This is a genomic window from Amycolatopsis sp. EV170708-02-1 (assembly GCF_022479115.1).
GTDB lineage: Bacteria > Actinomycetota > Actinomycetes > Mycobacteriales > Pseudonocardiaceae > Amycolatopsis.
The window spans coordinates 4,757,028-4,781,753 of sequence record NZ_CP092497.1 but is presented as its reverse complement, the minus strand read 5'-3'; the positions used below and the strand labels follow the sequence as shown (position 1 = coordinate 4,781,753).

Annotated in this window: 25 protein-coding genes and 1 pseudogene; 16 read left to right on the top strand and 10 right to left on the bottom strand. The window is 70.3% G+C overall.

Annotation, left to right across the window (positions count from 1 at the left end):
* Positions 1–3: 3 nt before the first annotated feature.
* From MJQ72_RS21735 to MJQ72_RS21715, 5 genes are all read left to right on the top strand, one after another.
* Complete coding sequence (locus tag MJQ72_RS21735; protein WP_240601179.1) at positions 4–1,083, top strand: DUF917 domain-containing protein; 1,080 nt, start codon at positions 4–6, stop codon at positions 1,081–1,083.
* Positions 1,080–2,414 (top strand): hydantoinase/oxoprolinase N-terminal domain-containing protein, encoded by a 1,335-nt coding sequence (locus MJQ72_RS21730; protein ID WP_240601178.1) that lies wholly within the window; start codon positions 1,080–1,082, stop codon positions 2,412–2,414. Before MJQ72_RS21735 ends, MJQ72_RS21730 begins: the two co-directional genes overlap by 4 nt.
* Positions 2,411–4,015: a PucR family transcriptional regulator gene (locus MJQ72_RS21725; RefSeq protein WP_240601177.1), complete on the top strand. Its 1,605-nt coding sequence runs from the start codon at positions 2,411–2,413 to the stop codon at positions 4,013–4,015. Before MJQ72_RS21730 ends, MJQ72_RS21725 begins: the two co-directional genes overlap by 4 nt.
* A gap of 80 nt (positions 4,016–4,095) precedes the next feature.
* The gene (gene fgd / locus MJQ72_RS21720; RefSeq protein WP_240601176.1) at positions 4,096–5,115 is read left to right on the top strand and encodes a glucose-6-phosphate dehydrogenase (coenzyme-F420); all 1,020 of its coding nucleotides are present in this window, start codon (positions 4,096–4,098) and stop codon (positions 5,113–5,115) included.
* A 117-nt stretch (positions 5,116–5,232) separates the two neighbouring features.
* On the top strand, positions 5,233–6,774 hold the full coding sequence (locus tag MJQ72_RS21715) for a CdaR family transcriptional regulator (RefSeq protein ID WP_240601175.1): 1,542 nt from the start codon (positions 5,233–5,235) through the stop codon (positions 6,772–6,774).
* Here the strand turns inward: MJQ72_RS21715 and MJQ72_RS21710 are convergent.
* The 5 genes from MJQ72_RS21710 to MJQ72_RS21690 all read right to left on the bottom strand — a co-directional run bounded on the left by MJQ72_RS21710 (position 6,725) and on the right by MJQ72_RS21690 (position 10,301).
* The gene (locus MJQ72_RS21710) at positions 6,725–7,594 is read right to left on the bottom strand and encodes a cytochrome c biogenesis CcdA family protein (protein ID WP_240601174.1); all 870 of its coding nucleotides are present in this window, start codon (positions 7,592–7,594) and stop codon (positions 6,725–6,727) included. The genes MJQ72_RS21715 and MJQ72_RS21710 overlap by 50 nt on opposite strands.
* On the bottom strand, positions 7,591–8,322 hold the full coding sequence (locus MJQ72_RS21705; RefSeq protein WP_240601173.1) for a thioredoxin domain-containing protein: 732 nt from the start codon (positions 8,320–8,322) through the stop codon (positions 7,591–7,593). The genes MJQ72_RS21710 and MJQ72_RS21705 overlap by 4 nt, the downstream gene beginning before the upstream one ends.
* Before the next feature lie 78 nt (positions 8,323–8,400).
* Positions 8,401–9,342 carry a M56 family metallopeptidase gene (locus MJQ72_RS21700; RefSeq protein ID WP_240601172.1) on the bottom strand — a complete coding sequence of 314 codons (942 nt, stop codon included), beginning with the start codon at positions 9,340–9,342 and terminating at the stop codon, positions 8,401–8,403.
* Positions 9,339–9,734 (bottom strand): BlaI/MecI/CopY family transcriptional regulator, encoded by a 396-nt coding sequence (locus MJQ72_RS21695; RefSeq protein WP_240601171.1) that lies wholly within the window; start codon positions 9,732–9,734, stop codon positions 9,339–9,341. The genes MJQ72_RS21700 and MJQ72_RS21695 overlap by 4 nt, the downstream gene beginning before the upstream one ends.
* A 108-nt stretch (positions 9,735–9,842) precedes the next feature.
* A complete protein-coding gene (locus MJQ72_RS21690) occupies positions 9,843–10,301 on the bottom strand; it encodes a hypothetical protein (RefSeq protein ID WP_240601170.1) in 459 nt (152 codons plus the stop codon).
* 443 nt (positions 10,302–10,744) lie between these two features.
* Between MJQ72_RS21690 and MJQ72_RS21685 the strand changes: the two genes are divergently transcribed.
* Positions 10,745–12,007, top strand: coding sequence for a vanadium-dependent haloperoxidase (locus MJQ72_RS21685; RefSeq protein ID WP_240601169.1), 1,263 nt, complete (start codon positions 10,745–10,747; stop codon positions 12,005–12,007).
* Here MJQ72_RS21685 and MJQ72_RS21680 read toward each other — a convergent pair.
* Positions 11,923–12,144: a DUF4342 domain-containing protein gene (locus MJQ72_RS21680; RefSeq protein ID WP_240601168.1), complete on the bottom strand. Its 222-nt coding sequence runs from the start codon at positions 12,142–12,144 to the stop codon at positions 11,923–11,925. The two genes, MJQ72_RS21685 and MJQ72_RS21680, sit on opposite strands and share 85 nt — an antisense overlap.
* 142 nt (positions 12,145–12,286) lie before the next feature.
* Between MJQ72_RS21680 and MJQ72_RS21675 the strand changes: the two are divergent.
* Positions 12,287–12,547 (top strand): annotated as a pseudogene (locus tag MJQ72_RS21675) (alcohol dehydrogenase catalytic domain-containing protein); the annotation flags it as partial.
* Positions 12,548–12,560: 13 nt separating this feature from the next.
* Positions 12,561–13,217, top strand: coding sequence for a zinc-binding alcohol dehydrogenase family protein (locus tag MJQ72_RS21670; protein WP_240601167.1), 657 nt, complete (start codon positions 12,561–12,563; stop codon positions 13,215–13,217).
* A gap of 13 nt (positions 13,218–13,230) precedes the next feature.
* Here MJQ72_RS21670 and MJQ72_RS21665 read toward each other — a convergent pair whose 3' ends face one another.
* The gene (locus MJQ72_RS21665) at positions 13,231–14,181 is read right to left on the bottom strand and encodes a DUF3048 domain-containing protein (RefSeq protein ID WP_240601166.1); all 951 of its coding nucleotides are present in this window, start codon (positions 14,179–14,181) and stop codon (positions 13,231–13,233) included.
* 395 nt (positions 14,182–14,576) lie between these two features.
* Here MJQ72_RS21665 and MJQ72_RS21660 point away from each other — a divergent pair, with 395 nt between their 5' ends.
* From MJQ72_RS21660 to MJQ72_RS21630, 7 genes are all read left to right on the top strand, one after another.
* A complete protein-coding gene (locus tag MJQ72_RS21660; RefSeq protein WP_240601165.1) occupies positions 14,577–15,038 on the top strand; it encodes a flavodoxin domain-containing protein in 462 nt (153 codons plus the stop codon).
* Entirely contained in the window at positions 15,022–15,918 is an 897-nt protein-coding gene (locus MJQ72_RS21655; protein WP_240601164.1) for a universal stress protein, read from the top strand. The genes MJQ72_RS21660 and MJQ72_RS21655 overlap by 17 nt, the downstream gene beginning before the upstream one ends.
* Before the next feature lie 5 nt (positions 15,919–15,923).
* Positions 15,924–16,529: an HPP family protein gene (locus tag MJQ72_RS21650; protein WP_240601163.1), complete on the top strand. Its 606-nt coding sequence runs from the start codon at positions 15,924–15,926 to the stop codon at positions 16,527–16,529.
* Positions 16,526–17,425, top strand: coding sequence for a universal stress protein (locus MJQ72_RS21645; protein ID WP_240601162.1), 900 nt, complete (start codon positions 16,526–16,528; stop codon positions 17,423–17,425). The genes MJQ72_RS21650 and MJQ72_RS21645 overlap by 4 nt, the downstream gene beginning before the upstream one ends.
* Positions 17,422–17,670, top strand: coding sequence for a hypothetical protein (locus tag MJQ72_RS21640; RefSeq protein WP_240601619.1), 249 nt, complete (start codon positions 17,422–17,424; stop codon positions 17,668–17,670). The genes MJQ72_RS21645 and MJQ72_RS21640 overlap by 4 nt, the downstream gene beginning before the upstream one ends.
* Positions 17,671–17,803: 133 nt before the next feature.
* On the top strand, positions 17,804–18,769 hold the full coding sequence (locus tag MJQ72_RS21635) for an Acg family FMN-binding oxidoreductase (protein WP_240601161.1): 966 nt from the start codon (positions 17,804–17,806) through the stop codon (positions 18,767–18,769).
* Positions 18,770–19,019: 250 nt separating this feature from the next.
* Positions 19,020–20,744 carry a GAF domain-containing protein gene (locus MJQ72_RS21630; protein ID WP_240601160.1) on the top strand — a complete coding sequence of 575 codons (1,725 nt, stop codon included), beginning with the start codon at positions 19,020–19,022 and terminating at the stop codon, positions 20,742–20,744.
* Here MJQ72_RS21630 and MJQ72_RS21625 read toward each other — a convergent pair.
* Positions 20,738–21,403, bottom strand: a complete 666-nt coding sequence (locus tag MJQ72_RS21625; protein WP_240601159.1) for a response regulator transcription factor — start codon at positions 21,401–21,403, stop codon at positions 20,738–20,740. The genes MJQ72_RS21630 and MJQ72_RS21625 overlap by 7 nt on opposite strands.
* Positions 21,404–21,623: 220 nt before the next feature.
* Here MJQ72_RS21625 and MJQ72_RS21620 point away from each other — a divergent pair, with 220 nt between their 5' ends.
* Positions 21,624–22,604, top strand: coding sequence for an Acg family FMN-binding oxidoreductase (locus MJQ72_RS21620; RefSeq protein WP_240601158.1), 981 nt, complete (start codon positions 21,624–21,626; stop codon positions 22,602–22,604).
* A 243-nt stretch (positions 22,605–22,847) separates the two neighbouring features.
* Here the strand turns inward: MJQ72_RS21620 and MJQ72_RS21615 are convergent, their stop codons facing one another.
* Entirely contained in the window at positions 22,848–23,180 is a 333-nt protein-coding gene (locus MJQ72_RS21615) for a hypothetical protein (protein ID WP_240601157.1), read from the bottom strand.
* A gap of 438 nt (positions 23,181–23,618) precedes the next feature.
* Positions 23,619–24,719 carry a hypothetical protein gene (locus tag MJQ72_RS21610; RefSeq protein WP_240601156.1) on the bottom strand — a complete coding sequence of 367 codons (1,101 nt, stop codon included), beginning with the start codon at positions 24,717–24,719 and terminating at the stop codon, positions 23,619–23,621.
* Positions 24,720–24,726: the final 7 nt, after the last annotated feature.

The window sequence follows — 24,726 nt, the reverse complement described above, 5'->3', positions numbered from 1 at the left end:
GTCATGAAGCACGTGGCCGAAGCCGCGATCGACGACGTGGTGCGGGGCGCCGTCCACTTCGGGAGTGGCGGTGGCGGCGATCCGTACCTGGGTCAGCAGCTCCTCACCGCGGCCGTCCGGCGGCACGGGCCGGTCCCGCTCGTCGCCGCGGACGAGTTCGCCCCGGACGCCCTCGTGCTGCCGGTGGTGTCCGGAGGCACTCCGGACGCCCTCATCGAGAAGGCGCACAGCGCCGCGGAAGCGGAGACACTCCGGTCGGCGGTGGAAGCCCGTGCCGGCCGCGAATGCGCGGCGGTCCTGCCGGTCCAGCTCGGCAGCGTCAACGTGGCCGTCGCACTGGTGGTCGCGGCCGAACTCGGGCTGCCGTGCCTCGACCTCGACCTGATGCGCCGCACCCTGCCTTCGATCGACATGACACTGCTGCGACTGGCAGGCCACCCCGTCCCGCCCATCACCGTGGTCGGGGGCGCCGGGGTCGTTGCGGAGTTCAGCAGCGGCGCCGACACCGTCCTGGGCGAGCTGGTGCGGGCCGTCATGCCGGGGCTGGGCCTGGTCGCGTTGATCAGCGCGTACCGGGTGACCGCCGGGGACTGTGCCCGGCTCGGTGCCGCCGGGTCGATCAGCGCGTGCGCCAGGATCGGGGCGGCGCTCGCCGACGTCTCCCCGGCACGTCCGGACGGGTACGACCCGTACCTGAGCGCCTGCGGTGGACGTCTGGTGTGCTCCGGAACGGTCGCCGAGATCGCGCAGTACTCCGCCGACGGCTGGCCGCGCGGCGTCGTTTCCCTGCAGACGTCCGGCGGGTACGCGCGGATCGACTTCCAGAACGAGAACCTGATCGTCAGCCGGGAAGGCACGGTGCTGGCCTCCGTCCCGGACCTCATCGGCCTCGCGGACGCGGACACGGGCGCCCTGGTGCAGACCGTCGACCTCGCCGTCGGCCAGGACGTGCACGTGATCACCGGCCCGGTCGACGAACGCTGGCACACACCTGAAGGGCTCGCGATCGTCGGACCGCGCGCGTTCGGCTACGACATCGATCCGGTCCGGTTCGATTCGCGCCTCGCGGTGGGGTCCCGATGACGAGCCGGTTGCGAGTGGGCGTGGACGCCGTCTCGGCCCGCGCGGTGGCACTGGACGAGCAGGACCGGATCGTGGCGGTCCATCGTGGACACCCCGGCGGTGACTCGCCTTCGCTGCTGCTCGGCGCGTTGATCGCGGAGGGGATCGACGCGGCGGCGGTCGACCGGGTCGTGGCGATCCTGCCGGACCACCCGGTCTCCGACGTGGTCGCCGGGGCACGCGTCGGGGTCCTGCGTATCGGGGCGCCGGCCGCGACCGCGCTTCCGCCGCTGGCGGGCTGGCCCGCCCAGCTGTCCGGCGCGCTCGCGGGACCGGTGACGATGGTGCGTGGCGGGCACGAGTACGACGGCCGGGAATCGGCGCCCCTGGATCTCGCCGCCGTGGCCGCGTTCGCCCGCGGGTGCGCCGGGAACGCCGAGGCCGTCGCGGTGGCGGCGGTCCACGGGCTGGAGAACCCGGACCACGAACTGCGGGCCGCGGCCGTGATCGCCGACGAACTCGGGCCGGACGTGCCGGTGATCAGGGGCGCCGAGACGGAGGCGCTCGGCTTGCTGGAGCGCGAGCACACGGCGGTGCTCGACGCCGCACTGGCCCGGAGCGCCCGTGCCAGGATCGGTGAACTGGGCGCCGCGGTACGCGCGCACAATCCCGACGCGGACCTGTACGTCCTCCGGGGCGACGGCACGGTGTTGCCCGCGCTCGACGCGCTTCGCCACGCCACGGCTTCACTCGGCTCTTCGGGTGCGGCGCTCGTCCATGGCGCGGCCAGACTGGCGGGCACGCGCACGGCCGCGGTGGTGGAGGTGACGGCCCGACGGGCGGTCGTCGGGACGACGCACGCCGGGCTGCTGCCGGATTCGGGACTGCGCCGGGAGATCGCCGGTGTCCGGACCGGTCTGCGTACCCCGCGGCTGACCTCGGTGGAGCGTTCCGGCCCGTCCCGGCTCCGGGCGGTGCTCGCCCGCGCGCGGTACGGGTTCGACGATCTGCCGGTCGTGATCGTCGGCGACCGGGCCGCCACCCTGCCCGATCCGCCGGACGTCCGCGTGATCCGGCCACCGGAAGCCGATCTGGCGGCGGCGGTGGGAGCCGCGGTCGCCGAAGCGGCGGGCACGGTCGACCGGATCTTCTGGCAGGGCACCGGTGGACGCGGGGATTCGGTGGCCCGTGCCCGGCGGCTGGCCAGGGACGCCGCGATCCTGGCGGGTGCCGATCCGCGATCACTGCGGGAATCCCCGGTCAAGGAGGCGCTGATGACCTACGTCCCGGTCCCGGCCGCACGGCTGCGGGTGACCGCCATCGGACCGGTACTGGAACCGGTGACACCGTGACGACCGGCCCGGCGGTCACCCTCGGCCAGCTTCTGGACCTGGACCTGATCGAGCACTGCGAGGTGCTCGGCGGCGAGGCCGGATTGCGGCGGCCCGTCCGGATGGTCGTCGCCGGTTCCACCGTCCACGAGATCTCCGAGCTCGCGCCGTGCGGCGTCGTGGTGTTCGGCCGCGAGCAGCTCGCCCTCGACGATCTCGCGGCGGATCTCGCGATCCGGCTCGCGGGCAGTTCCGGCCTGTCCGGGATCATCGCCGCCCGCCCGTCCCGGCGGATCCCGTTCGCCACCCGCCGCCTGGCCGACCGGCTCGCCTTACCGCTCATCGGTGTCGGCGACATCGCCCCCGCCGGGGTGATCACCGCGTTCGACCCCTACGTCCGCGCCCCCGAGATCGCGGGGCTGCGCGTACTCGGTGACGCCTCCCGCCGTTTCCAACGCCCACCCGCGGACGCGGACGCCCTCACCTCGCTGCTCGCGGCGACGCTCGGGGAACCGGTCGCCCTCGCCGACGCGGAATCCCGTTACGTAGCAGGCGATCCGGCGGTGCACGCGCTGCTCGCGGCCCACGTGTCCACGGAGCGGCTGGGTGACACGCACCCGGTCGCCCTCACCGTCGAGACCGGCGGCGGCGACCTGATGGCGCACCCGGTGCAGATCGACGCGACCGGCCCCGCGGTCTACTGGATCGCCGTGCGGCGGCCCCGGTTCGCGGCCGGAGTGCTGCTCGAGCCGGTCCGGCGCGCGATCGCGATCGCCTCCCTCTCCTTCGCGGTGCACGTGGCGGGCGAAGCGGTCCGGATCGAACGGGAACACCGGCGGCGATCGCTCCTGCTCAACGAGATCTTCGAACAGCCGGAAGAGCCGGCACGCCGCACCGTCGAACGAGCCACCGCCCTCGGCTGGCGGCTCGCCGGCTGGCACACCGCGGTGCAGGTCCAGGTTTCGGCCGCCCCGGCCGCGCTCCGGATGTCCGCGCTCGGCGCGGAACTGGAGGAGCAGCTCGCCGAACACGGCATGCCCGCCACGCTCGTGGAACGCGCCGAGGGCTGGGTGTTCTGGTCGACCACCGAGGCACAAGCCGACGCGGCGGATCCCGGACGGCTGATCGAGAGGCTCGCCAGGACCCTCGCCGCGGTCGAAGCCGTGCACCCGGGCCTGCGTTTGTGCGCGGGCGTCGGGCGCGCACAAACGGGCACGGCGGGCATCGGCCGCTCCGCGGGACAAGCCCGCCAAGCCGCTTTGCTCGCCCACACCGCCCACCGCCCGGCAGCCGTCGAGCACATCGACGCCGGCAGCACCAGGCGCCTGATCGCGGGCTGGTACGGCTCGGCTCCCTTGCGCGGCGCCGCGGCCGACCTGCTCGCTCCGCTCGCCGAGGCCGATCCGTCCGGGGAACTGGTCCGCACCCTGCGGTGCTATCTCGACGCCCAATCCTCGGCGAAGGCCGCCGGAGCCGTCCTCGGCGTGCACCGCAACACCGTCATGCAGCGGATGGAACGGATCACCGAGCTGCTGCCCGCCGACCTCGGTGATCCGGACGACCGGTTGGCCGTGCACCTGGCCACGCGGGCCGTCGACGTCGACTGGGACGATCCCGGCTGATCGGGCGCACAGGGCGGCGGCTCCCCGTTCGGCCACCGTGCACGATGACCCGGCCCGCGCCCGCCGGTTGACTACCCGGAATGGACACACATTCCGAGGGAATCACCGTCGGCTACAAGGCTTCGGCCGAGCAATTCGCCCCGCGCGAACTGGTGGAACTGGCGGTACTCGCCGAACGGCGGGGATTCGACTCCGTGATGGTCAGCGACCACTACCAGCCCTGGCGGCACCGCGGCGGGCACGCACCGTTCTCGATGGCGTGGCTCGCCGCGGTGGGGGAGCGGACCGAACGGATCCGGCTCGGGACGAGCGTGCTGACCGCGACCTTCCGGTACAACCCGGCGGTGGTGGCGCAGGCCTTCGGCACCCTCGGCGCGCTCTATCCCGGACGGATCGTGCTCGGTCTCGGTACCGGCGAAGCCCTCAACGAGGTTTCGGTCGCCCGCCTCGACTGGCCGGGGTTCAAGGAAAGGTTCGCCCGCCTGCGCGAGGCGATCGACCTCATCCGTCTCTTGTGGACGGAGGAGCGGGTGAGTTTCGACGGCGAGTACTTCCGCACCGAGAACGCGACGGTCTACGACCGCCCGCCGCTGCCGGTACCGATCTACGTCGCGGCAGGCGGACCGGTGGTGGCGAAGTACGCCGGCCGGGTGGCGGACGGCTTCATCTGCACCAGCGGCAAGGGGATGGAGCTGTACACGGAGAAGTTGCAGCCCGCCGTCGACGCGGGTGCGGAGCAGGCCGCCCGCGAACCCGCGGACGTCGCGCGCTCGATCGAGATCAAGCTCTCCTACGACACCGACGCTCGGGCCGCCGCCGGGAACACCAGGTTCTGGGCACCGCTTTCCCTGACACCCGAACAGAAACACGGTATCTCCGATCCCGTCGACATGGAACGGGTCGCCGACGAGCTCCCGCTGTCCCAGATCGCCTCCCGGTGGATCGTCTCCGCCGACCCGGACGAGGTCGTGGCGAAGATCCGTCCCTATGTCGACGCGGGCTTCACCGATCTGGTGCTGCACGCTCCCGGCGGCGATCAAGCCCGGTTCCTCGAACTGGCCCGCAAGGACCTCCTGCCTCGGCTGAGGGCCTTGCGGTGAGGAGTGCTCACCGCCCTGGGAAACGATCTCCACAGGGCTGTGTGCCCACTGACGGCGTTTCGGCGGCTGCATAGCCTTCCGCCTACGCGACGTGGCGTGGACGGAAGGAGCGGTCCGATGACGGTGCTCGATGTCGTCTCACCGCGGGAGACGAGGCCGACGATCCGGTTGCCGCTCGTCGTCGGCGCGCGGCGAGGCTGGTTCAGCGTGCTCGACCCGGCTTCGGGACTCGACAGGCCCCTGACCGGGGTGACGGACTGGGATCCCGCCCGGCCGCCGGGCCGGGATCACCTGGTGCTGGTGACGACGCCCCGTCCGAACGGCGAAGAGCTCGTCGCGGCACTGGCGGCGGCCTGCCAGGCGGACGCCGCCGCGGTCGTGGTGCGCGAAGCGGAGCTCGGGATCCCCGCGAGCCCCGGGGTGCCGGTGATCGCGGTGGACGAGCGGATCGGCTGGGACGAGATCCGCACGCTGGTCCGGTCGCTGCTGTCCGGCACCCGGTTCGGCGCCCGCGGTACGAACCCGACCGCCGGTGGTCTCTACGACCTCGCCGAGAGCGCGGCGCTCGCGCTGGACGGTGCCGTCGTGGTCACCGACGCCGCCTTCCGCGTGCTCGCTTTCGGGTGCCGGGGCGCGGTCGACGGCCTCACCAGCGAGACGATCCTCGCCCGCCGCGTCCCGGCGGCAGTCCGGGAGAGGCTCGTGAGGGTGCGAAGCGTCGCTTGCCTCGACGCCCCCGGCGCGGGATCTCGGTGGGCCGCCCCGGTCGAGGTCGGCAAGGTGGTCGGCGGCTACGTACTGTTCTCGCCTGGTCCCGACACACCCGATTCCGTGTCGCGGATGCTGAACGACGTGGCGACCGCCGCCGCGGCCTGGTTCATCGACGAGCCCACCGGACGCGCCGACGAGGACGCGATCCGGGCCGAACTGCTGCGTGGACTGCTGACCGGCACGGGATCGCTGGAGGCGCTGACCGAACGGCTCGGCACGAGCCGGCGGTGGTGCCTCGTCGGCCTCGGTTCCCACGCCGACGCGCCCGCGGTGACGTCGGACGTCGAGGGCGGGCTGGCGCGCTGCGCGCGCATGCTCGATCCGGGCGCGGCCACCGCGATCGTGGGCGACCTCGTGTACGTGTTGTTCCCTTCAACGCCCGGCTCGGGGCCCGCCGACTTCGCCGAGCGTCTGCGGGGGCGCGCCTCCGCGAGTGCGGGAGTGCCGCTGGCGGCCTGTGTCGGCCCGCCCTGTGTCACCGGCGACGAGGTCCGCGCCGAACTCGGTGCGCTCCGCCACGCGGTGAGCATGCTGGTCAGGCGGCCGGTACCGGCCACCGCCGAGCTGGCGGAGCTACGCCCGCACGTCCTGATCGCCGAGCTGGCCCGCCTCGCCGGTGAACATCCCGGCCTGCTCACCGGCGCCCTCGACGTGCTGCGCCGTGACGCGTCTCGCCGCGGCGTCGACTACCTGGACACGTTACGGAGCTGGTTCGACGCCGGCGGCGACGCGACCCGGGCCGCGGCCGCGCTCCAGGTGCACCGCAACACCTTCCGCTACCGGCTCCAGCGCATCGAAACGCTGTGCGCGGTCGACCTCGACGACCCGGTCCAGCGATTCACGCTCGAGCTGCAGACCCGTCTTCTCGCTCTTCGCGACGGGTGGTGAGGACACGTTGCCGCAGTGCGCGGCGCAGCAGAATCGCGGACAGGACGACGATCACCAGCACGAGCGCCACCACCACGTCGGGGATCGGGCCCAGGGTGTGCTGGATCGCTTGCTGTGCCTCGAATTGTCGGTCGACGCCGAGCGCGCCGCCGACCGCGGCGGTGCCGTCGGTCGCGAGGAAGAGGATGCCGACGGCGAGGAACAGCAGGCCGGAAAGCAGCGACGTCGACTGGGTCCGCAGGGGGCCGATCCGCAGTTCCCGGCCGCGGAGCCAGCGTCGCGAGGAGAGGTCGAAGCGGTCCCACAGCAGCGCAAGGAGGAACAGGGGAGCGGCCATGCCGACGGCGTACACGCCCAGCAGCGCGGCGCCGTAAAGAGGCTGCGCGCCGACCGCGGCGACGGTCAGGATGCCGCCGAGGAGCGGACCGGAGCAGAACCCCGCCAACCCGTACACGGTCCCGAGGGCGAAGACCGACACGGTGCTGGAGATCCGCAGCCTTCCGCTGATCCGGCCCGCCGCCGCGCTGCCGAACCCGAGGCCGAGGATCGTCATGAGGCCGAAAAGGACCAGCAGGGCGCCGCCCGCCGTCGTGGCGATGTCCCGGTAGCGCGTGAGGAGTTCGCCGATGGCGGCCACGCCCGCACCCAGCGGCACGAGGACGACCAGCAACCCGGCCAGGAACGCGGCGGTGCGCGACAGCAGGGTGCCGACACTGGTGAACGCGTAGGCGAAGAACGACGGCAGCAGCAGGGCCGCGCAGGGACTCACGAGGGACAGGAGCCCGCCCAGGAACGCGGTGAGCAGGCTGACCCCGGTCACGAAAGGCCCGCCAGCGACTGCTCGATCCGCTGCTCGAACAGCTCCACCGGTTGCGCGCCCAGCATCGGATGGCCGTTGACCGAGAAGGCGGGCGTACTGGTCACGCCCAGCGAAGAACCTTCGTTGAGGTCGTTCCGCACTTCTTGGAGCAGCGCCGGGGATTTCGTGTCCTGTTCGAAGCGCGCGAGATCGGGAACACCCGCCTCGCGGGCGAAGGCGAGCAGCCGGTCCGGAGGCAGATCCGGGTGTCCCTTGTCGGGTGCCGCGGCGTAGAGCGCGCGGTTGAATTCCCAGAATTTCCCTTGACGGCCCGCCGCGCGTGCGGCCACGGCCGCCTGCACGGACTGGTCGCCGAAGATGGGGAAGTCACGCCACTCCATACGTAGTTTGCCCGTGTCGACGTACTTCGTCCTCAGCGTGGGTTCGGTGTCGCGGCTGAACTTCGCGCAGAAGGGGCAGCGGTAGTCGGAGAAGATCACCATGGTCACCGGGGCGTCCGTGCGGCCGGCGGCGAGAGGGTCGCCCGGAGTCCGGCGCGCGAGGTCGCCGAGAGGGCCGAGGGCCGGTTTGGCGGCCGAGGTGGCGGCGGTGGCCGGTGCGCCGGCCGTGGTGTTCGAGGAGGTGGCCACGTAGATGACGAGACCGGCCAAGGCGGCCACCAGGGCCAGGACGATGAACAGGTTCGGAACGCCCTGGCTCCGTCGCACGCCGCCGTTTCCCCGTGCCATTCCGCGACCCCTCTACTAAGTCGATAGTAGTTACTACTAAGAACTTAGTAGACGAGGGGCCGGATGCCGGGGCCGGGGTCAGCCGCCGGTGCGGCTCAGGCAGAGAACCGTGATCGAGGTGATGGCGAGCGCGGCGGAGACCATCGGCGGGACGAGCGCCGCGGTCCCGGCGAGCCCGCGCGAAATCGGCCCGCTGTTGCGAAACAACGACGAACGCCGTCGGTTCAGCCAGGAGAGCCGTGCCTGCATGTGTGCCCCGAAGCCGACGACGCCGGGTGGGGAAGCCCCGCCGGCCATCTGCCGCAAGGCCTGGGAGACCGCGTTGGGGCCGCATGCCTTGACGGCGGCGGCGTCGGCCGCCAGTTCGCAGAGCACCGACACCGCGGCCGGGGCCGCGCGGCACAGAGGTATCCAAGGCAGCGCGCGTGCCATCGCGTTGGCCAGGGTGAGCGCGAGGTGGTGGTGCCCGCGCAGATGAGCTCGCTCGTGGGCGAGTACCGCTTTGGTGATGTCCTTCCCGAGGGTTTCCACGGCGGTGGAGGCCACGATGACACCGCGGCGGTACTTGCCGACCGAGAACGCCACCGGCAGTTCGCTGTCCACCCACCAGACCCCGTCGGTCACCCGCGCGACGGCACGAAGACTGGTCGCGTGATCGCGACGGCGGCGTTCTCCGATGATCAGATCGGAGGCCAGGACGCCGGAAAGGCGGAGGAGCAGCGCCAGCACCGTGACCCCGGTGACCAGCCGGGTGAGCAGCAGCCAGGGGAAGGCGGAGTCCCCGATCGCCTGCCAGCAGGCGGTGGCGAGCCCGAGCGCCCCATCCGGAACCGCCGGATCCGGGCTCAGCAGGATCACGGCCGCCGCCAGCGCGCTCCCGACCATCGCGAGCGCCGCGACCAGCCAGGCGCACAGCGACAGAGACGGATGGACGCGCGGTGTACTGCCGGGACGCAGATACCGCGGGGCTCCGGCGGAGATCACGACCGAGGCGAGCAGCAGGCCGACCGCGAGCGTCATGACCGCTTCGGCTTCCGTCGCGAACGGCCGGGCTCTTCCGTGCCCGTCTCGTCGAGGGCCTGGCGCAGGAACGCGGACTCCTCGGAACTCATGTCGCGCGCGAAACTCATCAGCACACCCCGCGGGTCACCCAACGAGGTCAGCAGGTCCCGCAGCATCTGGGCACCGGCCTCCTCCCGCGCGCGAGCCGGACGGTACGACCACGCACGGCCGTCGCGCTCGCGCACGACCCATTCCTTCGTGTGCAGATTGTCGAGGACGGTCATCACCGTCGTGTAGGCCAGAGTGCGCTCGGCCTGCAGCGACGCGTGAACCTCCCGCACCGTGAGCGGCGCGTCGGTATCCCACAGCACCGCCATGATCCGGCTCTCCAAATCACCGAGACTGGCCATCCCTTTGATCTACCACAGGACCTCGCGGTGCCGGTACGTCGCCTCCTGTCGCCGTCCGCCGACCGCGAACGACGCTGCCGAGTGAACCCAGCCCCGGGAACCGGGCTGCTACGTGGTGAGCATGTCGCTCGTACAGGACCCCCGATCCTTCACCCGCACATGCAAGTACACCCGTTGCCCTTCGGGCAGGCTGAGGTCCTTGCTGCTGGTCTCGTCCGGGGAGGCGGTCGTGCTCCAGACCACGGTCTCCACGCCGTTGGACAGCCGCCGGATCAGCTTGATGTACCCGTTGACACTGGTCGTATTGGTGTAGTCGACGATTTCGTCCAGGGCTTTGAAATGTACGCCGAGCTGTGCCCCGCCGCCGCTCCAGTATCGGTGGACGCGCCCGGAGACGCCGCCGGGATCCCCGTCCTCGGGCTGGAGTTCTTTACTGCACTTCCAGGATCCGCGCTGTTCCGCGAGTGCGTGGCCGTCACCGTTCTCGGTCGCCGATGCCGGGCTGATGGGGCCGGCCAGCGCCATTCCGGTGGCCAGCACGGCAAGGAAGATCACTCTCTTGAGCATTTGATGCACCTTTCCACGTCAGTACGCAGGAGTATGGGAACAAGCGCCCGGCCGCGGCCACCCGTTTGCGACACAGCGAAAACATGTGGGTCGCTGAAATCGCCGGCAGGCTCGACCTGTCGAGGCGGTGCAACCGGAGATCCGCTTCGCTTCTCGCTCGGGGAATGCGTCAAACCCCAGCCTGAATCGCGATAATGCTGACGCATGTCGTGTCTCACGGCCGAATTCGTAATCTCACGTGCGATGTCGCAGGGGTATATATGACGGCGTGCAGCATTCGGACTAAGTGCTTACTCGGCAAGGGTTGTTGCCCATGGTTCACCGCGGCCGGATACTGGAACCTTCGTGGCAACCGGCACCGATCAGCCTCTGGGGATCCCATGACCCGTCGTATTCGTGAGCCTGGAAAATTCCGCGGACTGCGCGGATTGACGCTCCTGACCGTGCTTTCCGTGACCGTGCCGGTGGTGCTCACGGCCACCGCGGCACAGGCCCGGCAGACCGACACGACCATCCCTCGCCCCAACGCCGTCATCGCCTGGAACCTCCATGCCCAGAACGCCATCTACGAGGTCGCCCGGCAGTCGCCGACCGCGGCCACCCGCAGCTTCGCGATAGCGCAAGGCGCGGTGTACGACGCGGTCAACGCGATCGCCGGCACCCCGTACGAGCCGTACCTGATCGCCCCTCACAGTCGGCCCGGCGATTCGACTCCGGCGGCGGTCGCCACCGCGGCCTACCGCACGCTCGTCTGGCTCTTCCCCGCCCAGGCCGACTCGCTGCGCACGCAGTACGAGGAGTCGCTCGCCGCGATCCCCGATGGCCATTCCAAGCGCGGCGGCATCGCGGTAGGACAGGCCACCGCCACGGCCATGATCGATGCCCGTCGCAACGACGGTGCGTTCTCCGACGCGACCTGGCCGGTCGGCACCGCGCCGGGCCAGTGGCGGCCGACCCCGCCAGGCTTCCTCCAGGTCGGCGCCTGGTTCGCCACCCTGAAGCCGTTCATCGTCAACCCCGGCCGCTACCGCACCCCTGGGCCGCCGGCCCTGAACAGCGCCGCCTATGCCCGCGATCTGAACGAGGTCAAGGCCCTCGGCTCGGCTACCAGCACGACGCGTACACCCGACCAGACCGAAGCGGCCATCTGGTGGGACGACCCACGAGTGGTGGAATGGTCGATCAAACGCCGGCTCGCCACGGCCCACCGGCTCGGCACCCTGCAGACAGCCCGCCTGTTCGCGATGGTGGACGTGGCCACCGCCGACGCGCTTATCGCCTGCTACAAGGAGAAGAAGCGCTGGAGCTTCTGGCGTCCGGTGACAGCGATCCCGCTCGCCGACACCGACGGCAACCCAGCCACCGACGCCGATCCAGCCTGGACCCCAGTGCGGATCACCGCGCCGTCAGCGGAATACCCGTCCGGGCATGCCTGTTTCACCGCGGCCACCACGACAGCCTTGCGCGAGTTCTTCGGCCGCGACGACCTGTCCTTCAGCGCCCACAGCACCGACTCCGGCACCACCCGCCACTACCACAGCCTCTCCCAGGCCATGGCAGAACTGAACCAGGCCAGAATCTGGGCCGGGGTGCATTACCGGTTCGCCACCAAGGACGGGCATCAGCTCGGCGCCACCGTCGCCCGCGACGTCCTCGACCACGCCTTCGGCCCGACGACAACCGGCCTCGGAAGACCGGGCGAATAGGTCTGCCGTGACAGGCCCCGCCACGGCAGGCACGCGGCGACGATTCCGGCGCTCACGGGGACATCGAGGACTACGCGGGCCTGAGTGTCCTTGACGACGATCCGCCGGACGTCGCCCTCGTGGCCGAGCCGTCGCACTTTTCGGTGAACGCTTCGCGTGGCTCCTTCGGCGGTGAGGCTTCTGGTCGCCGAGCGGCGGCGACCTTCGCTCCTTCCCCGCGGCCGAAAGGCGGATGATCCTGGACGGAGGACTTACCGATGGAGGAGGCCGATCGTGAAGATGCGCGCATGGCGGGTCACCCGGCCCGGGCCGATGGCCTCGAACCCGCTCGACTGGGCGGAGGTCCCGACCCCGCGGCCGGCCGCCGGTGAGGTGCTGGTCAAGGTGCTGGTGTGCGGGGTGTGCCGGACCGATCTGCATGTCGCCGAGGGAGACCTGCCGGTGCATCGGGCCGGGGTGACGCCGGGTCACGAGATCGTCGGCGAGGTGGTCGCCGCGGGTGAGGGGGTCTCGGGCTTCGCCGCGGGCGACCGGGTGGGAATCGCCTGGTTGCGTGAAACCTGCGGCCGGTGCCGGTACTGCCTTCGCGGTCGTACCGGCCGCTTACGCGCTTCCGCTGCCCGATGGGTACACCGACGACGAGCTCGCGCCCTTGTTGTGCGCCGGCCTGATCGGGTATCACGCGCTGGAGCGGGCGCAAGTACCCGAAGGTGGACGTTTGGGGATCTACGGATTCGGTGGAAGCGCCCATCTGACCGCCCAGGTGGCGATCGCTCGCGGCGCCACCGTGCACGTGATGACCCGCAGTGAGGAAGCCAGAAAGCTGGCTTTGGCGCTCGGGGCGGCCTCTGCGGTCGCGGCCGCCGAACCGCCGCCCGAGCCCTTGGACTCGGCGATCCTGTTCGCACCTGTCGGCGAACTGGTCCCGCCCGCCCTCGAGGCTCTCGATCGGGGTGGGACGCTGGCACTCGCCGGGATCCATCTTTCCGACATCCCGTCGCTGAACTATCAGCGGCACCTCTTCCAGGAGCGCCAGGTGCGCAGCGTCACGGCCAATACGCGCGCCGAGGCGCGGGAGTTCCTGGCGTTCGCGGGTGCCCACCGTCTCGAGGTGAGCACGGTGCCGTACCCGCTGACCGGTGCAGACCGGGCGTTCATGGATCTGGCGGCGGACCGGGTCAACGGTGCGGCCGTGCTGCGGGCGGGCTGACCCGCGGCACCGTTCACGCGGGAACGAGCAGAATCCACAAAGGACCGTCGGACACCGGAAGCGGCTGCCCGGACACGGTGGCGAACCGGGTTGGCGCGGTCTCCGCCGCACGCTCCCAGGTGGCCTCGAACCGCTGTCCGTCCCGCCACATCGTCGCCTGCCCGCTGCCGACCGTCTGCGCGATGGGGGAGTCGGGAACCGTCCCGGTCTCCCCGCGTTCGCCGAGGCGGACGGCGACCCGCTGTTCGACGATCGTCGCCGCGCCGAGCCTGCCACTGTCCACTGTGGTCAGCGGTGTGCCGTCCAGGCCGATCAGGTACCTGCCGATCTCCGGGGACCAGGTGAAGGTGAAAGCGGCCGCCGGATAGCGGATCGCCGCGGTGGTGGCCGCCACACCTGAGCCCGGTGCGGCGCCCGCCGCGGGAAACGCACCTTCGGGCGCCACCTCGCCGTCGGGGACCTGATGCGGGCGAAGGTAGAAATTGTGCGGTGACGGCCGGGAATCGTCGCGGAAGTACGCGTCCGGGACTTCCGCGGGCGAAGCACTCGTCAGCGAGGCCGAACGCAGAGACGGCAACACTTCGGGTGCGGCACCGGAATAGGCGAGGGCAGGTCGTCCGTATTGGGCCAGCAGGCCGAGGTCGGTGGCTCGCGCACTGCGCACCGGGCCGATCACCGCGGGCGGGCGGCCCCGGTAGAGCGCGAGCAGCCGCGTCAGCCCGCCCTCGACGGGTTCCACGTACACGAGGTCGGCGGCACTCAGACCGGTCTGCGGCCGGGCGGCGGCCACGTTGTCGACCTTGACGGCCAGTACCGTCCGTCGATCGGGTGAGACGGCTTCGCTGGACGGCGGATCCGGGTCGGTCCCGTTCGCCGGGCCGGACAGTTCTCGCATGATCAAGACCGCCGCCGCGACGACCACCAACGCCCCGGCCGTCGACGCGATCCACCAGGACTTCTTCACAGGGTCGGCCCCTTTCCCGCATCCGGTTCGACGACGGCACCTGGGGCCCGACCGGTAAGGATGGTCCGGAGCCGTATGGGTTCGTCGAGAACCAGCACATCAGCGCGGTCCCCGGGCCGCAACCGGCCGATGCCGACTCCCGGATACGACCCGGCCGGAGTGCGGGTCGCCGCTCGGTGCTGCCGGTGGCCTATCGAAGTGAGGATGGCGTCATCGCGGCGGCGCCGCGCGTGCGATCGGCTCGACCAGTTCCACCGTACGGGTGGCATGGCCCCATCGCTGGCAGCCACCCGGCGATCAAGCCGGGACCGTGGGCCCGGCTCGCCGGGACTTCGGTCTCTCCTCCCGGGCACCGCGCTGGTCGAAGCTGGAAAGCGACCAGACGGGAGAGCGAAATGAAGATCCTCGTAGCGGCGGCCGGCCGCCACGGCGGGACCTGGGAGATCGCGGAGGAGATCGGCCGCGCGCTCGTTTCGGAGCTGCGCGGATCCGCGGTCGTGCGGGTGGCGCGGGCCGAGGATGTCACGACGGTCGAGGAGTTCGACGCCGTCCTCAGGACCATGAAGGTGTGGCTTTTCTCCAGCGGCCCGGTGGGGACGCCGCCGAAGCCCGCTGAGGATCCCGTGGATGTGACCCGGCTGATGACGCTCTCCGGCGCCCGTGGACACGTGGTGTTCCCGGGCCGGATCGACCGGAGTCTGCTGCGGTTCGGCGAGCGAGCGGTCGTGACGGCGCTTCGGGTCGAAGACGGTGACTACCGGGATTGGCCGGCGGTGCGGGCCTGGGCGGGCGAAGTCGCGGCCGCCTTGAAGCCTGCCCGGACAAGAGAGGTGAGTGGGCATGTCGAGCGTGGCTGAAGGCGCGGTCGTCGTGGGCATCGACGGTTCGGGCTCGGCCCGGCGGGCCGCGGTGTGGGCGGCGGGTGAGGCCGCGAAGAGAGGGAAGCGGCTTCGGCTGGTGCACGTGTACGTGGTTCCGCCGGTGAGGATGCCCGGCGTGGTGCCGTCCGTCGAGGCGATCCGGTCGGCGTTCGAGGCGCAGGGGACGCGATGGCTCGCGGAGGCCCGCGAGGCGGTGGCCGAGCGCTATCCGGACCTGGTCGTCGAGACCGCGGCGCGCGAATGGGCTCCGGTGGCCGCGCTCGTCCAGGAGTCGCAGGCGGCGACCATGATCGTGCTGGGCTCCCGCGGGCTGGGCGGCTTCACGGGACTGCTGGTCGGATCGACGGCGGTGGCGTTGGCGCAGCACGGTCATTGCCCGATCGTCGTCGCGAGAGGGAAGCGCCCCGAAGACGGTCCACCGGAGACCGGTCCCGTCGTCGTGGGCACGGACGGTTCCGAGTCGAGTGACACCGCTTTGGCCTTCGCTTTCGAGGAAACGTCGCTCCGTCGCACGGATCTGATCGTCGTGAGGGTGTGGAACGAGGTCACCGGGCACGAGTCGGCCCTGACAGTGAATCCGGAGGAGGTCGAGTCCTCGGAGCGGCGAGCGGTCGACGAACAGCTGGAGCCGTGGCTGGCCAAGTTCCCGGACCTGCGCGTGGAAACGGTGATCGCCCGCGGTCGCCCGGTCCGTGCCCTGCTCGGTTTCGGCGAACGTGCCCAGCTGCTGGTCGTCGGGTCACGAGGCCGCGGCGGGTTCCAAGGGATGTTGCTCGGCTCGACGAGCCAGGCCCTTGTCGCGCACTCGGAGTGTCCGGTGGCGGTCGTTCGCCCAGCGTTGGCCGAAGGCGAGTGAGGAGTATGCGAGCACGGGATTTGATGTCGGCCCCGGTTGTCACGGTGACGCCCGGTACCACGGCCAAGCACGCGGCAGAACTGCTGGCGGAGAAGGGTTTCACCGCCTTGCCGGTAGTAGATGAGGACGACCGGCTGATCGGCATCGTCACCGAGGCGGACCTCATCCGGAACCGATTCCCGCACGATGTCCGCTCGGGCCCGGACCACGAGGCACGGCCGAGGCCGGGACTGACCGTCGCCCAGGTGATGACGACTCCGGCCACGGGGATGAGCACCGGCGCCGACGCCGCCGATGTCGGCAGGGCCCTGCTCGACGGGCGTATCCGCGCGATGCCCATTGTGGACGGTTCCAAGGTGGTCGGGATCCTCACCCGAGGCGACTTCGTGCGTGCCTTCGCCCGCTCCGACGAGGCGATCGCGGCGGACGTCCGCCGGCATTTGGCGATCTACGGCGGGCCGGGCAGGTGGACGGTCGAAGCACGCGACGGGGTCGTGCGGGTCGGCGACGCCTATGACAACGACACCGACCGTCATGTGGCCAAGCTGCTGGCCGAGGCGGTTCCCGGTGTCGTGGAAGCGAAAGTGACCTATCAGGAGGACGAAGAATGAACACGCCGGACCGGAAGATCGTCGTCGGAGTGGACGGGACCGAGCCGGGACGGGCCGCCGTCCGGTGGGCCGCCGCCGTCGCCGAGGAACGACTGCTGAAGCTGCTCGTCGTGCATGCCCTGCACGTCGACAAGCTGGCCTACGGAGCCGGCTTGGCGGGCCCTGCGCCCTGGTACGACGTGCTCGCCGACGAGGGCAAACGAGTGCTGGAGGAGGCCGTCGCGCAAGCGCGTTCGGCGGCACCCGGGGTCGAGGTGGATACGCGAATGCCGGCGGATTCGCCGGTCCCCACCTTGATCGACGCGTCGAAGTCGGCGGCGATGCTGGTCGTCGGCGGCACCGGGAAGGGCTTCTTCGGGGAGATGACCATCGGCTCGACCGCGTCTGCGGTCGTCGCTCACGCTCACTGCCCCGTGGTGGTCATGCGAGGACGGAAGAACACCACCGCGTATCCGGCGGAGGGGCCGATCGTGGTCGGAATCGATGGCAGCCCGCTGAGCGAGCGCGCCCTGGAAGCCGCCTTCGAAGAGGCCGCGTGGCGGAAGACCGGCCTGGTCGCGGTCCACGCATGGCGCGATGTCACCTACGACGACGCCTACGGGATGGCCCGGCTCGTCGTGCAGTGGGAGTCGATCGAGGAGGAGGAACGACGGCTGCTGGCCCAGCGGCTCGCGGGCTGGCAGGAGAAATATCCGGACGTCGAGGTCGAGCGGGTCCTCGTCGAGGACCGGCCGCGGCACGCCCTGCTGGAGTGGAGCGCCAAGGCGCAGCTGGTGGTCGTGGGAAGCCGGGGTCGGGGCGGATTCACCGGGCAGTTGCTCGGTTCGACCAGCCAGGCGCTCGCGCACCACGCGGAGTGCCCGGTGATGGTGGTCCGGCCGGAGAAGTCGCGGTGACCGTTCTCGGTGCCCCCGCGGTGCTGAGTTCCGCCGAGTTGTCCCCAGTGGACGCTCAGTGGCGGGCGGCGAACCACCTCGCCGCCTGCCGGATCTACCTGATGGTGGAAACGCCGCTCGAACCGGAGCACGTGAAGCCCTGGCTGCTCGCGCGGAAGCCGGGAGTCTTCGGGATCTCGGCCGATCCGGCTAGGTGCCATGGGGATGGTGACCGGCGAGGACGTCGAACTGGCGCGGGACGCTGAAGCCGTTCTCGCGGTGGAACACGGCTAGAGGAGTCAGGCGTCGCCCTGAAGGGCCGTCAGGAGTTCGCGTCCCGGTAACGGTGCCGGTTCGTCGCGCGAGACGCTGAGTTCGTCGAAAGGCAGGTGCAGTCCGATGGTCCTCACCCGTTCTCCGGTCGTCGCCGACGCGCTGCGCGCCGCGGTCCGCGCGCCGTCGCCGCACAACACCCAGCCGTGGATCTTCGAGCTGGCGCCGGACACGATCGACATCGTTCTCGATGAAGACCGGGTGCTCGGTGCCTGCGATCCGGACGCACGTGAGGCGCGGCTGGCCTGTGGCGCGGCGTCGCTGAATCTGCGCCTCGCCCTTGCCGCGGCCGGCCGGGCCGGCGAAGTCGAGTTCATGCCCGAACGGGAGAGGCCCGCCTTGCTGGCGCGGGTGACGGTCGGACCTCGCCACCGTCCCACCGCGACCGAACGCCGCCTCGCCGCAGCGATTCCCCGGCGCTACAGCAACCGCCGCCCCTTCACGGACGAGCCTGTGCCGCTCCGGGTGCGAACCGCTGTACGCGAGGCGGCCCGCACGGAGGGAGCTCGTCTGGTCCTGCTCGACGAAGCCGGTCTGCTCGAGGCGACCGCCGGGCTCATCCGTCGCGCCGACCATCTTCAGGGTCTCGACGCGGCTTTCCAGCAGGAACTCCGGGCGTGGACCAGGCGAACCGCCGAGGACGACGGTGTTCCCGCCTTCGCAGGCGGGCCTCGTTCGGCGGGCGGGCTGCTCCCGGGCCGGTATGTCAACGAGGACGGTGCTCCCCGCGTCTTCGAGCGGGATCCGCTGGTCGCGGTGCTGACCATGCCGAACGACGCGTCGGTCTCCCAGATTCGCGCGGGCTGCGCGATGCAGCGGGTCCTGCTCACCGCGACGGACGCCGGATTGAGCGCTTCGTTCTACTCGCAGCCGATCGAGATCGCCGCTGTGCGCGCCGAACTGCGCGACCTGCTCGGCGGTGCCGGGCATCCCCAGACCGTCTTCAGGCTCGGTCACGGCAGCCCGGGGGTGACGACGCCGCGCCGCCCGATCGAAGCGGTCGTCCGCGACAAGCGGGAGGTGCGGCGTTGATCACGGTGCACAAAGGACAAGCGTCGCCGGCTCCCGCCCAGTCCCAGAAGCCGGCTCGCCCGCACCGTTCAGGGAGCCGCCGTTGATCCAGGCATTGCGGGAAGCGGTGGCGTAGCCGAGGCGGAATGTCTTGTCGGCGCTGCCGGCCTGGCCGATCGGGTGTCTTGGCAGAAACCGCCGGTGGTGAAACGCTGGAGCGGTTCGGGGCGACAGTGACACACCCCTGTACCGAACCGGGAGGAGCGACCGAATGCCGTCGGAGCCGAACATGGCCGGCGAAGCGCCACCGAGTGCCGCGGTCTTGACCGGCTTGCGTCTCGACGAGCTGCTGCACGAGGTCCAGGAGCGCCTGTCGGAGATCGTCAAGACCCGCGATCGGCTCCAAGGCCTGCTCGACGCGGTCTTGGCGGTGGCAACCGGGCTGGAGCTGGATTCGACCCTGCAGAGGATCGTGCAGGCAGCCGTCGAACTCGTCGATGCCCGGTACGGCGCGCTGGGTGTGCTCGGCGGCGAGGACGGCCTTTCGGAGTTCGTCTACGAGGGCATCGACGCGGAGACCCGATCTCGGATGGGCCACTTGCCCCAAGGGCGGGGGTTGCTCGGCTTGCTCATTCACGAACCGCATCCGGTGCGTGTACCCGACCTGACCGTCCATCCCGCTTCGGTCGGCTTCCCGGCGAACCATCCGCCGATGCACAGCTTCCTGGGCGTTCCGGTTCGTGTCCGGGACGAGGTTTTCGGCAACCTGTACCTGACTGAGAAACGAGGGGCGGCCGAGTTCACCGCCGACGACGAGGTCGTTCTGCAGGCACTCGCCGCGGCCGCCGGTGTCGCCATCGACAACGCCCGGCTTTTCGAACGATCCCGGACGCGGGAGCGGTGGCTCGAAGCGGTCGCGGAGGTCAACGGTGAACTCCTCGGCGGCGCTTCGGTCACCGATACGCTGAATCTGATCGCCGCCCGGGTTCGCGAGCTCTCCGCTGCCGACCAGGTACTGATCCTCCTCGCCGGGAACACCGGAGAACCCCTGACCGTGAGTGTCGTCGCGGGGGAGCGGATGATCGAGCTCGCGGGCACTTCGACGGCGGGCGTGCATCCGGCCATCGACGACGTGCTCGAATCCGGACAGCCCGGTCTCGTCACGGATCTGGGGGTCATTCCCCACGATCGGTCCGAGCCCGCTTTCGACGGTCTCGGGCCCGCCGCGGTGGTGCCGCTGACCAGCGCCTCCGGTGTCGGCGGGGTTCTCGTCGCGGGAAGGGACAAGGGCTCCCCGCAGTTCAAGGCCGATCAGCTGCCCATGCTCTCGTCCTTCGCCGACCAGGCGGCGGTCGCCCTGGAGTTCGGTGAGAAACAGCGCAACCAGCGGCTGCTGGATGTGCTCGCCGACCGGGACAGGATCGCCCAGGATCTGCACGACCACGTCATCCAGCGGATGTTCGCCACGGGCATGAGCCTGCAGAGCATCGTGCCCCGCGTACCCGACGCGTTCGCGCGAGACCGGGTGACCCAGGCCGTCGAGCAGCTGGATCGCACCGTCCGCGAGATCAGGACGTCGATCTTCGATCTGCACACGTCGGGCTCGGATTCGTCGAAGAGCCTTCGGCGCCGGCTCCTCGACGTGGTCACCGAGCTGACCACCGAGAGCACGGTGACGCCGTCGGTCCGGATCGCCGGAGCCGTCGACACCCTCGTGCCGCAGACCTTGCACGAACACGCGGAGGCGGTGATCCGGGAGGCGCTGAGCAACGCCGTCCGGCATTCCGGGGCGGAAGAGGTCACGATCAGGGTCGAGGCCGACCGCGAGCTGATCATCGAGGTCTCCGACGACGGCATCGGCATCCCGCCGACGGGCAGGCGCAGCGGACTGGCGAATCTCGCCGACCGGGCCGCGCGGTGTGGTGGCCGAGCGGAGATCGGGGACCACGAAGGCGGTGGTGCACGAGTGCTCTGGCGGGTCCCGTTGGCTCAGTGATCGCCGAACGTCGGCGGCGACGCGGTGCCGCGTTTCAGCTCGCTCGCCATCACCGCGGCCTGGGTGCGGCGCTGGATGCCGAGTTTCGCCAGGATGCGGGACACGTAGTTCTTCACGGTCTTCTCGGCGAGGAACATCCGCTCGCCGATCTCGCGGTTGGTCAGGCCTTCGCCGATCAGCTCGAAGACGGTGCGCTCCTGCTCGGACAGGCCGGCGGTCGGATCGTTCCGGTCGCGTTCGCGCCGGATCCGGTTCATCAGGGCCGCGGTTGTCCGGCTGTCGAGCAGCGAGCCACCTCCGGCGATGGTGCGGATCGCCGAGACGAGGTCGTTGCCGAGGACCTGTTTGAGCACGAATCCCGACGCCCCGGCCATGATGGCGGTGAAGAGTGCTTCGTCGTCCGCGTAGGACGTGAGCATCAGGCAGCGCAGATCTCGTTCGGTGGAGAGCAGATCCCGGCAGAGTTCGATACCGGTCCCGTCCGGGAGACGCACGTCGAGCACGGCGATGTCCGCATCGCTCTTCGGAAGCCGGGCGAGAGCTTCCGAGACGGACGCGGCTTCGCCGGCGATCTCGATGTCGGATTCGCTTCCGAGCAGATCCGCCAGCCCTCGCCGCACGATCTCGTGGTCGTCCACGAGGAACACCTTGATCGCCATCTCATCCCTCCTGCCGCGGGGTCCCGGCCGCCCGACCGACGGTACCCCTGACCCGCGGTCGATACAGCCACCTGGACGTCCCGACGACCAGGGACGTTGGACCCTAGCCAGGCCGTACCGGGTATTTGGTCCCGGCGATCGGAGCCATCGGTACCTGACGCGTCGGCGCGTGACCGGTGCACCGTGGAGCTCGATCGAGTGTCGACCGAGGACGGGGACCATGGAGCACAGGTGGACGAGGGCGGAGACCGAGGTGCTCGCGAGGACGTTGCTGCGAGCGCCTTCCGTGCACAACATCCAGCCGTGGCGGCTCGAGTTCGACGGTGATCGCCTTCTCCTGCGTGAGCGCCGGGACGTGGAACTGCCCGTGCACGACACCCGAGGCCGTGACCGGCTCATCTCGTGCGGCGCCGCGCTCGCCAACGTGGAGCTGGCCGTGCGGGTGCTCGGCCATGACCCCACCACGAGCATGTTCCCGGAATCAGGCGAGCCCGACATCGTCGCCGCGATCGAGACCACGGGGCGCTCGGCACCGTCCGACGTCGACCTGCACCGGTACTCGGCGATCGCCCGTCGTGCCAGCTACCGGCATCCCTTCTCCGGACGGAGAGTCACGCGGGCGGAGGCCGGTGACCTGATCGCCGTCGCGGCCGAAAGCGGTACGGAAGCCAGGCTGATCCACGACGAGCTGGAACTCTCCCGGGTCGCGGAACTGCTCGAATTCGCCGCGGAGGCGTATCAGCACGACATGGCCTACCAGCGTGAGCTGGCGTTGTGGACGATCCGCGACGAAGGCCCGCACCGCTACGGAGTCGGGCTGGCCGGAAGCGCGCTGCCCGCCGGGACCCTTCCCTGGGCGGGGCTGGTCCGTCCGGCCACGGCCCTGCCCGACCACCGTGTTCTTCAACGACGTCTGGCGGGGGAGACCCTGTTGGTGTTCCTCACCGTCGACGACGGCAAGTACGACCACCTGCACGCGGGACACGCTCTCCAGAACACGTGGCTGGCCGCCGTCGACGACGGCCTCGCGGGTTCCGTGCTGACCCAGCCGTTGCACCTGCCGGAAGTCCGTTCCGGGCTGGCCGAAGACCTGGAACTCCCCGGATTCCCGCAAGCTCTCATGCGGTTCGGCTATCCCGCGGGGCCGGTGCCCCTGAGCCCTCGTCGTGCCGCCGACGAAGTTCTCGGTAACGGCTTCTGAAACAGAAAGGTGTCGTCGTGAGTGTCGCGCCGACCTTGAGCCTCGACCGCGCGAGGACCAGGCGGTGGCACGTCACCAACGCACCCTTGCCTGGTCCCTCAGTACACTTTGGACGTCGGGTCCACCGACGAAAGCGGGCGCGGATTTCGAAGTGGGGCCGCGCTGTTGCAGCGTGGGGAGTATCGCGTCCGGGAGGGTGTTCGTCTCGGCAAGGTCGTTAGTGACGAACACCCTCTGCAGGGCTTATGCGGCCACGGACTTCCGGATCGCGTATTCGCCCGGTTCGCACTTCGCGATGGAGAACTTCACGATCGCCGTGGTCCCGGATACCCTGCGGGAGCCGAGGTTGCCCTCTACTGGGTACTCATATCCCCTCCAGGCACATTTGATCACCGTCCTGAACGTTCCGGTTCCGGAGTGGCAGGCACCCCGCGCTCCCACGTTGTAGCCGCCTTCGGTGATCCACGTGCTGCTGCAGCTGCCGACGGCGGCCTGAGCCGTCGCGGGAACGGCGACCGCCGCGGCGGTCACCGCGCCGAATACCGCGCACACGGTGCTGAACCGGCGAAATCGCATGACTTCCTCCTCGAATAGCGCTGGGTTGGAGAAGTAGCCTTCCCGGCCCAGCCCAGGAGCGCGACCCTTTTGCGGGAGGCTGCAAAAGCGCTGGCAGAGGGGTGCGCACATCGAACCTCGACGAGGCTGTGGCAGTGTCGCCATGCTTGTGTGACGTCCGGGTTCCGACGGCAGGGCACCGTCAGAACGGCGGACCCAGCCCAGGGCGGGTTGTCGGTGGAAGGGCATGGCGATTTCGGCGCCGCGGACCAGGACGGCGAGTAACGCGACGTCGAGCTCGTCGCGAACGAGGGCGAAGTCCCGCAACGCGCCGGCGGATGGGTGCGAAGCACCCGGTGGGTTCGTGGGCTGGACGCCGAGGTCGTTGCGGGCCTCTCGGCGGGGTCCCTGGATCCGGCCCGGAGCGCCGCTTGAGGCAGAGCCGAGCGCTGTTCGCCGTCATTTGGTCTTTTTGTGCCACTTCGAACCGCTCTTCGCCCATAGGTCCAAGTTCGGCGGGCTCAGGTCCTGGCTGTCGTGCCGGGCTTCTGCCTCGGTCAGCAGGGCTACCACTCGACTCCAGTCGATCTCCGGCGCGTCGATCATCTTGTCGACCTGGTCCAGCCGTTGCGAACGCGGGGTCAGCGCGCCGCTCGCGTAGTTGCCGTCGAAACCGGGGCCGGGGTCGTCCGACCGCTGTTCGGCCTGGGGCCCCATCTCCAAATTGCCCGGTATGTTCTGCAACAGCCGGAGCGAATTGACGGTCGTTGGTTTCCCCATCCTCCCGGCGAGCCCCTCCAGGTATTCGTGGAACGGCGTGGCGTCCCGGTCGTCCAGAGCCCGCTCGTGGAGTTGGCGCAGCTGGTGGCGGGAGATCTTGTGGTGCAGCGAAGTCTGCATCCCCCACGGTGTGTTCGTGGCCAGCCGCAGATCGGCATGTTGCGAGGTGGTCCTCTTGAACGCCCAGTCGCTGTGCGCGCCACCTCCTTCGTCGAAGCCCGGTCCGAAAGCGGCGGCTTTGAAAGCGGTGTGAACCAATTCCTCGTAGTAGTCCAGGTCGTTTTCCGCTGTCTTCTCGGCCGAGTCGGACTCGCCCTCACCCTCGGGCACCTTCTCGGGTATTTCCTGGGCGAGGTCGATCAGCTCGTCGACTTTCACCATGAACAGCGCGCGGCCGTGCGGATTCGCCGCCAGCGTGGCCCGCTGTCCACTGTCCAAGTAACTGAGGGCGGCGTGGTACCGGACCTCTTCCTGCGAGGGCTTGACCTCCCCGCGCTCGTCTTCCCGCTCCTTCTCGGCCGCTCTGCCCTTGCCCTTCTGCCGACGGTCAGGCTTGGTGGTTTCCTGCTGCTTCGCCCCTTGCTGCTTGCCCTTCCTGTCCCTTTTCCCGCGTTGGACGAAGAGCGGCTCACCGGCGGCCAGCGCGGTGACCACCGCCGAGTTGCCCGCTGTGCGCTGCAACGCGACGATCGCGGTCTCCGGGCTCTGCCGTGCGGCGGGCACCACGCGCCGCGGAGTAGCGACACGTGTGTCCCGGTCCGGTTCCGCCCGTTCGTGCATTCGCCGC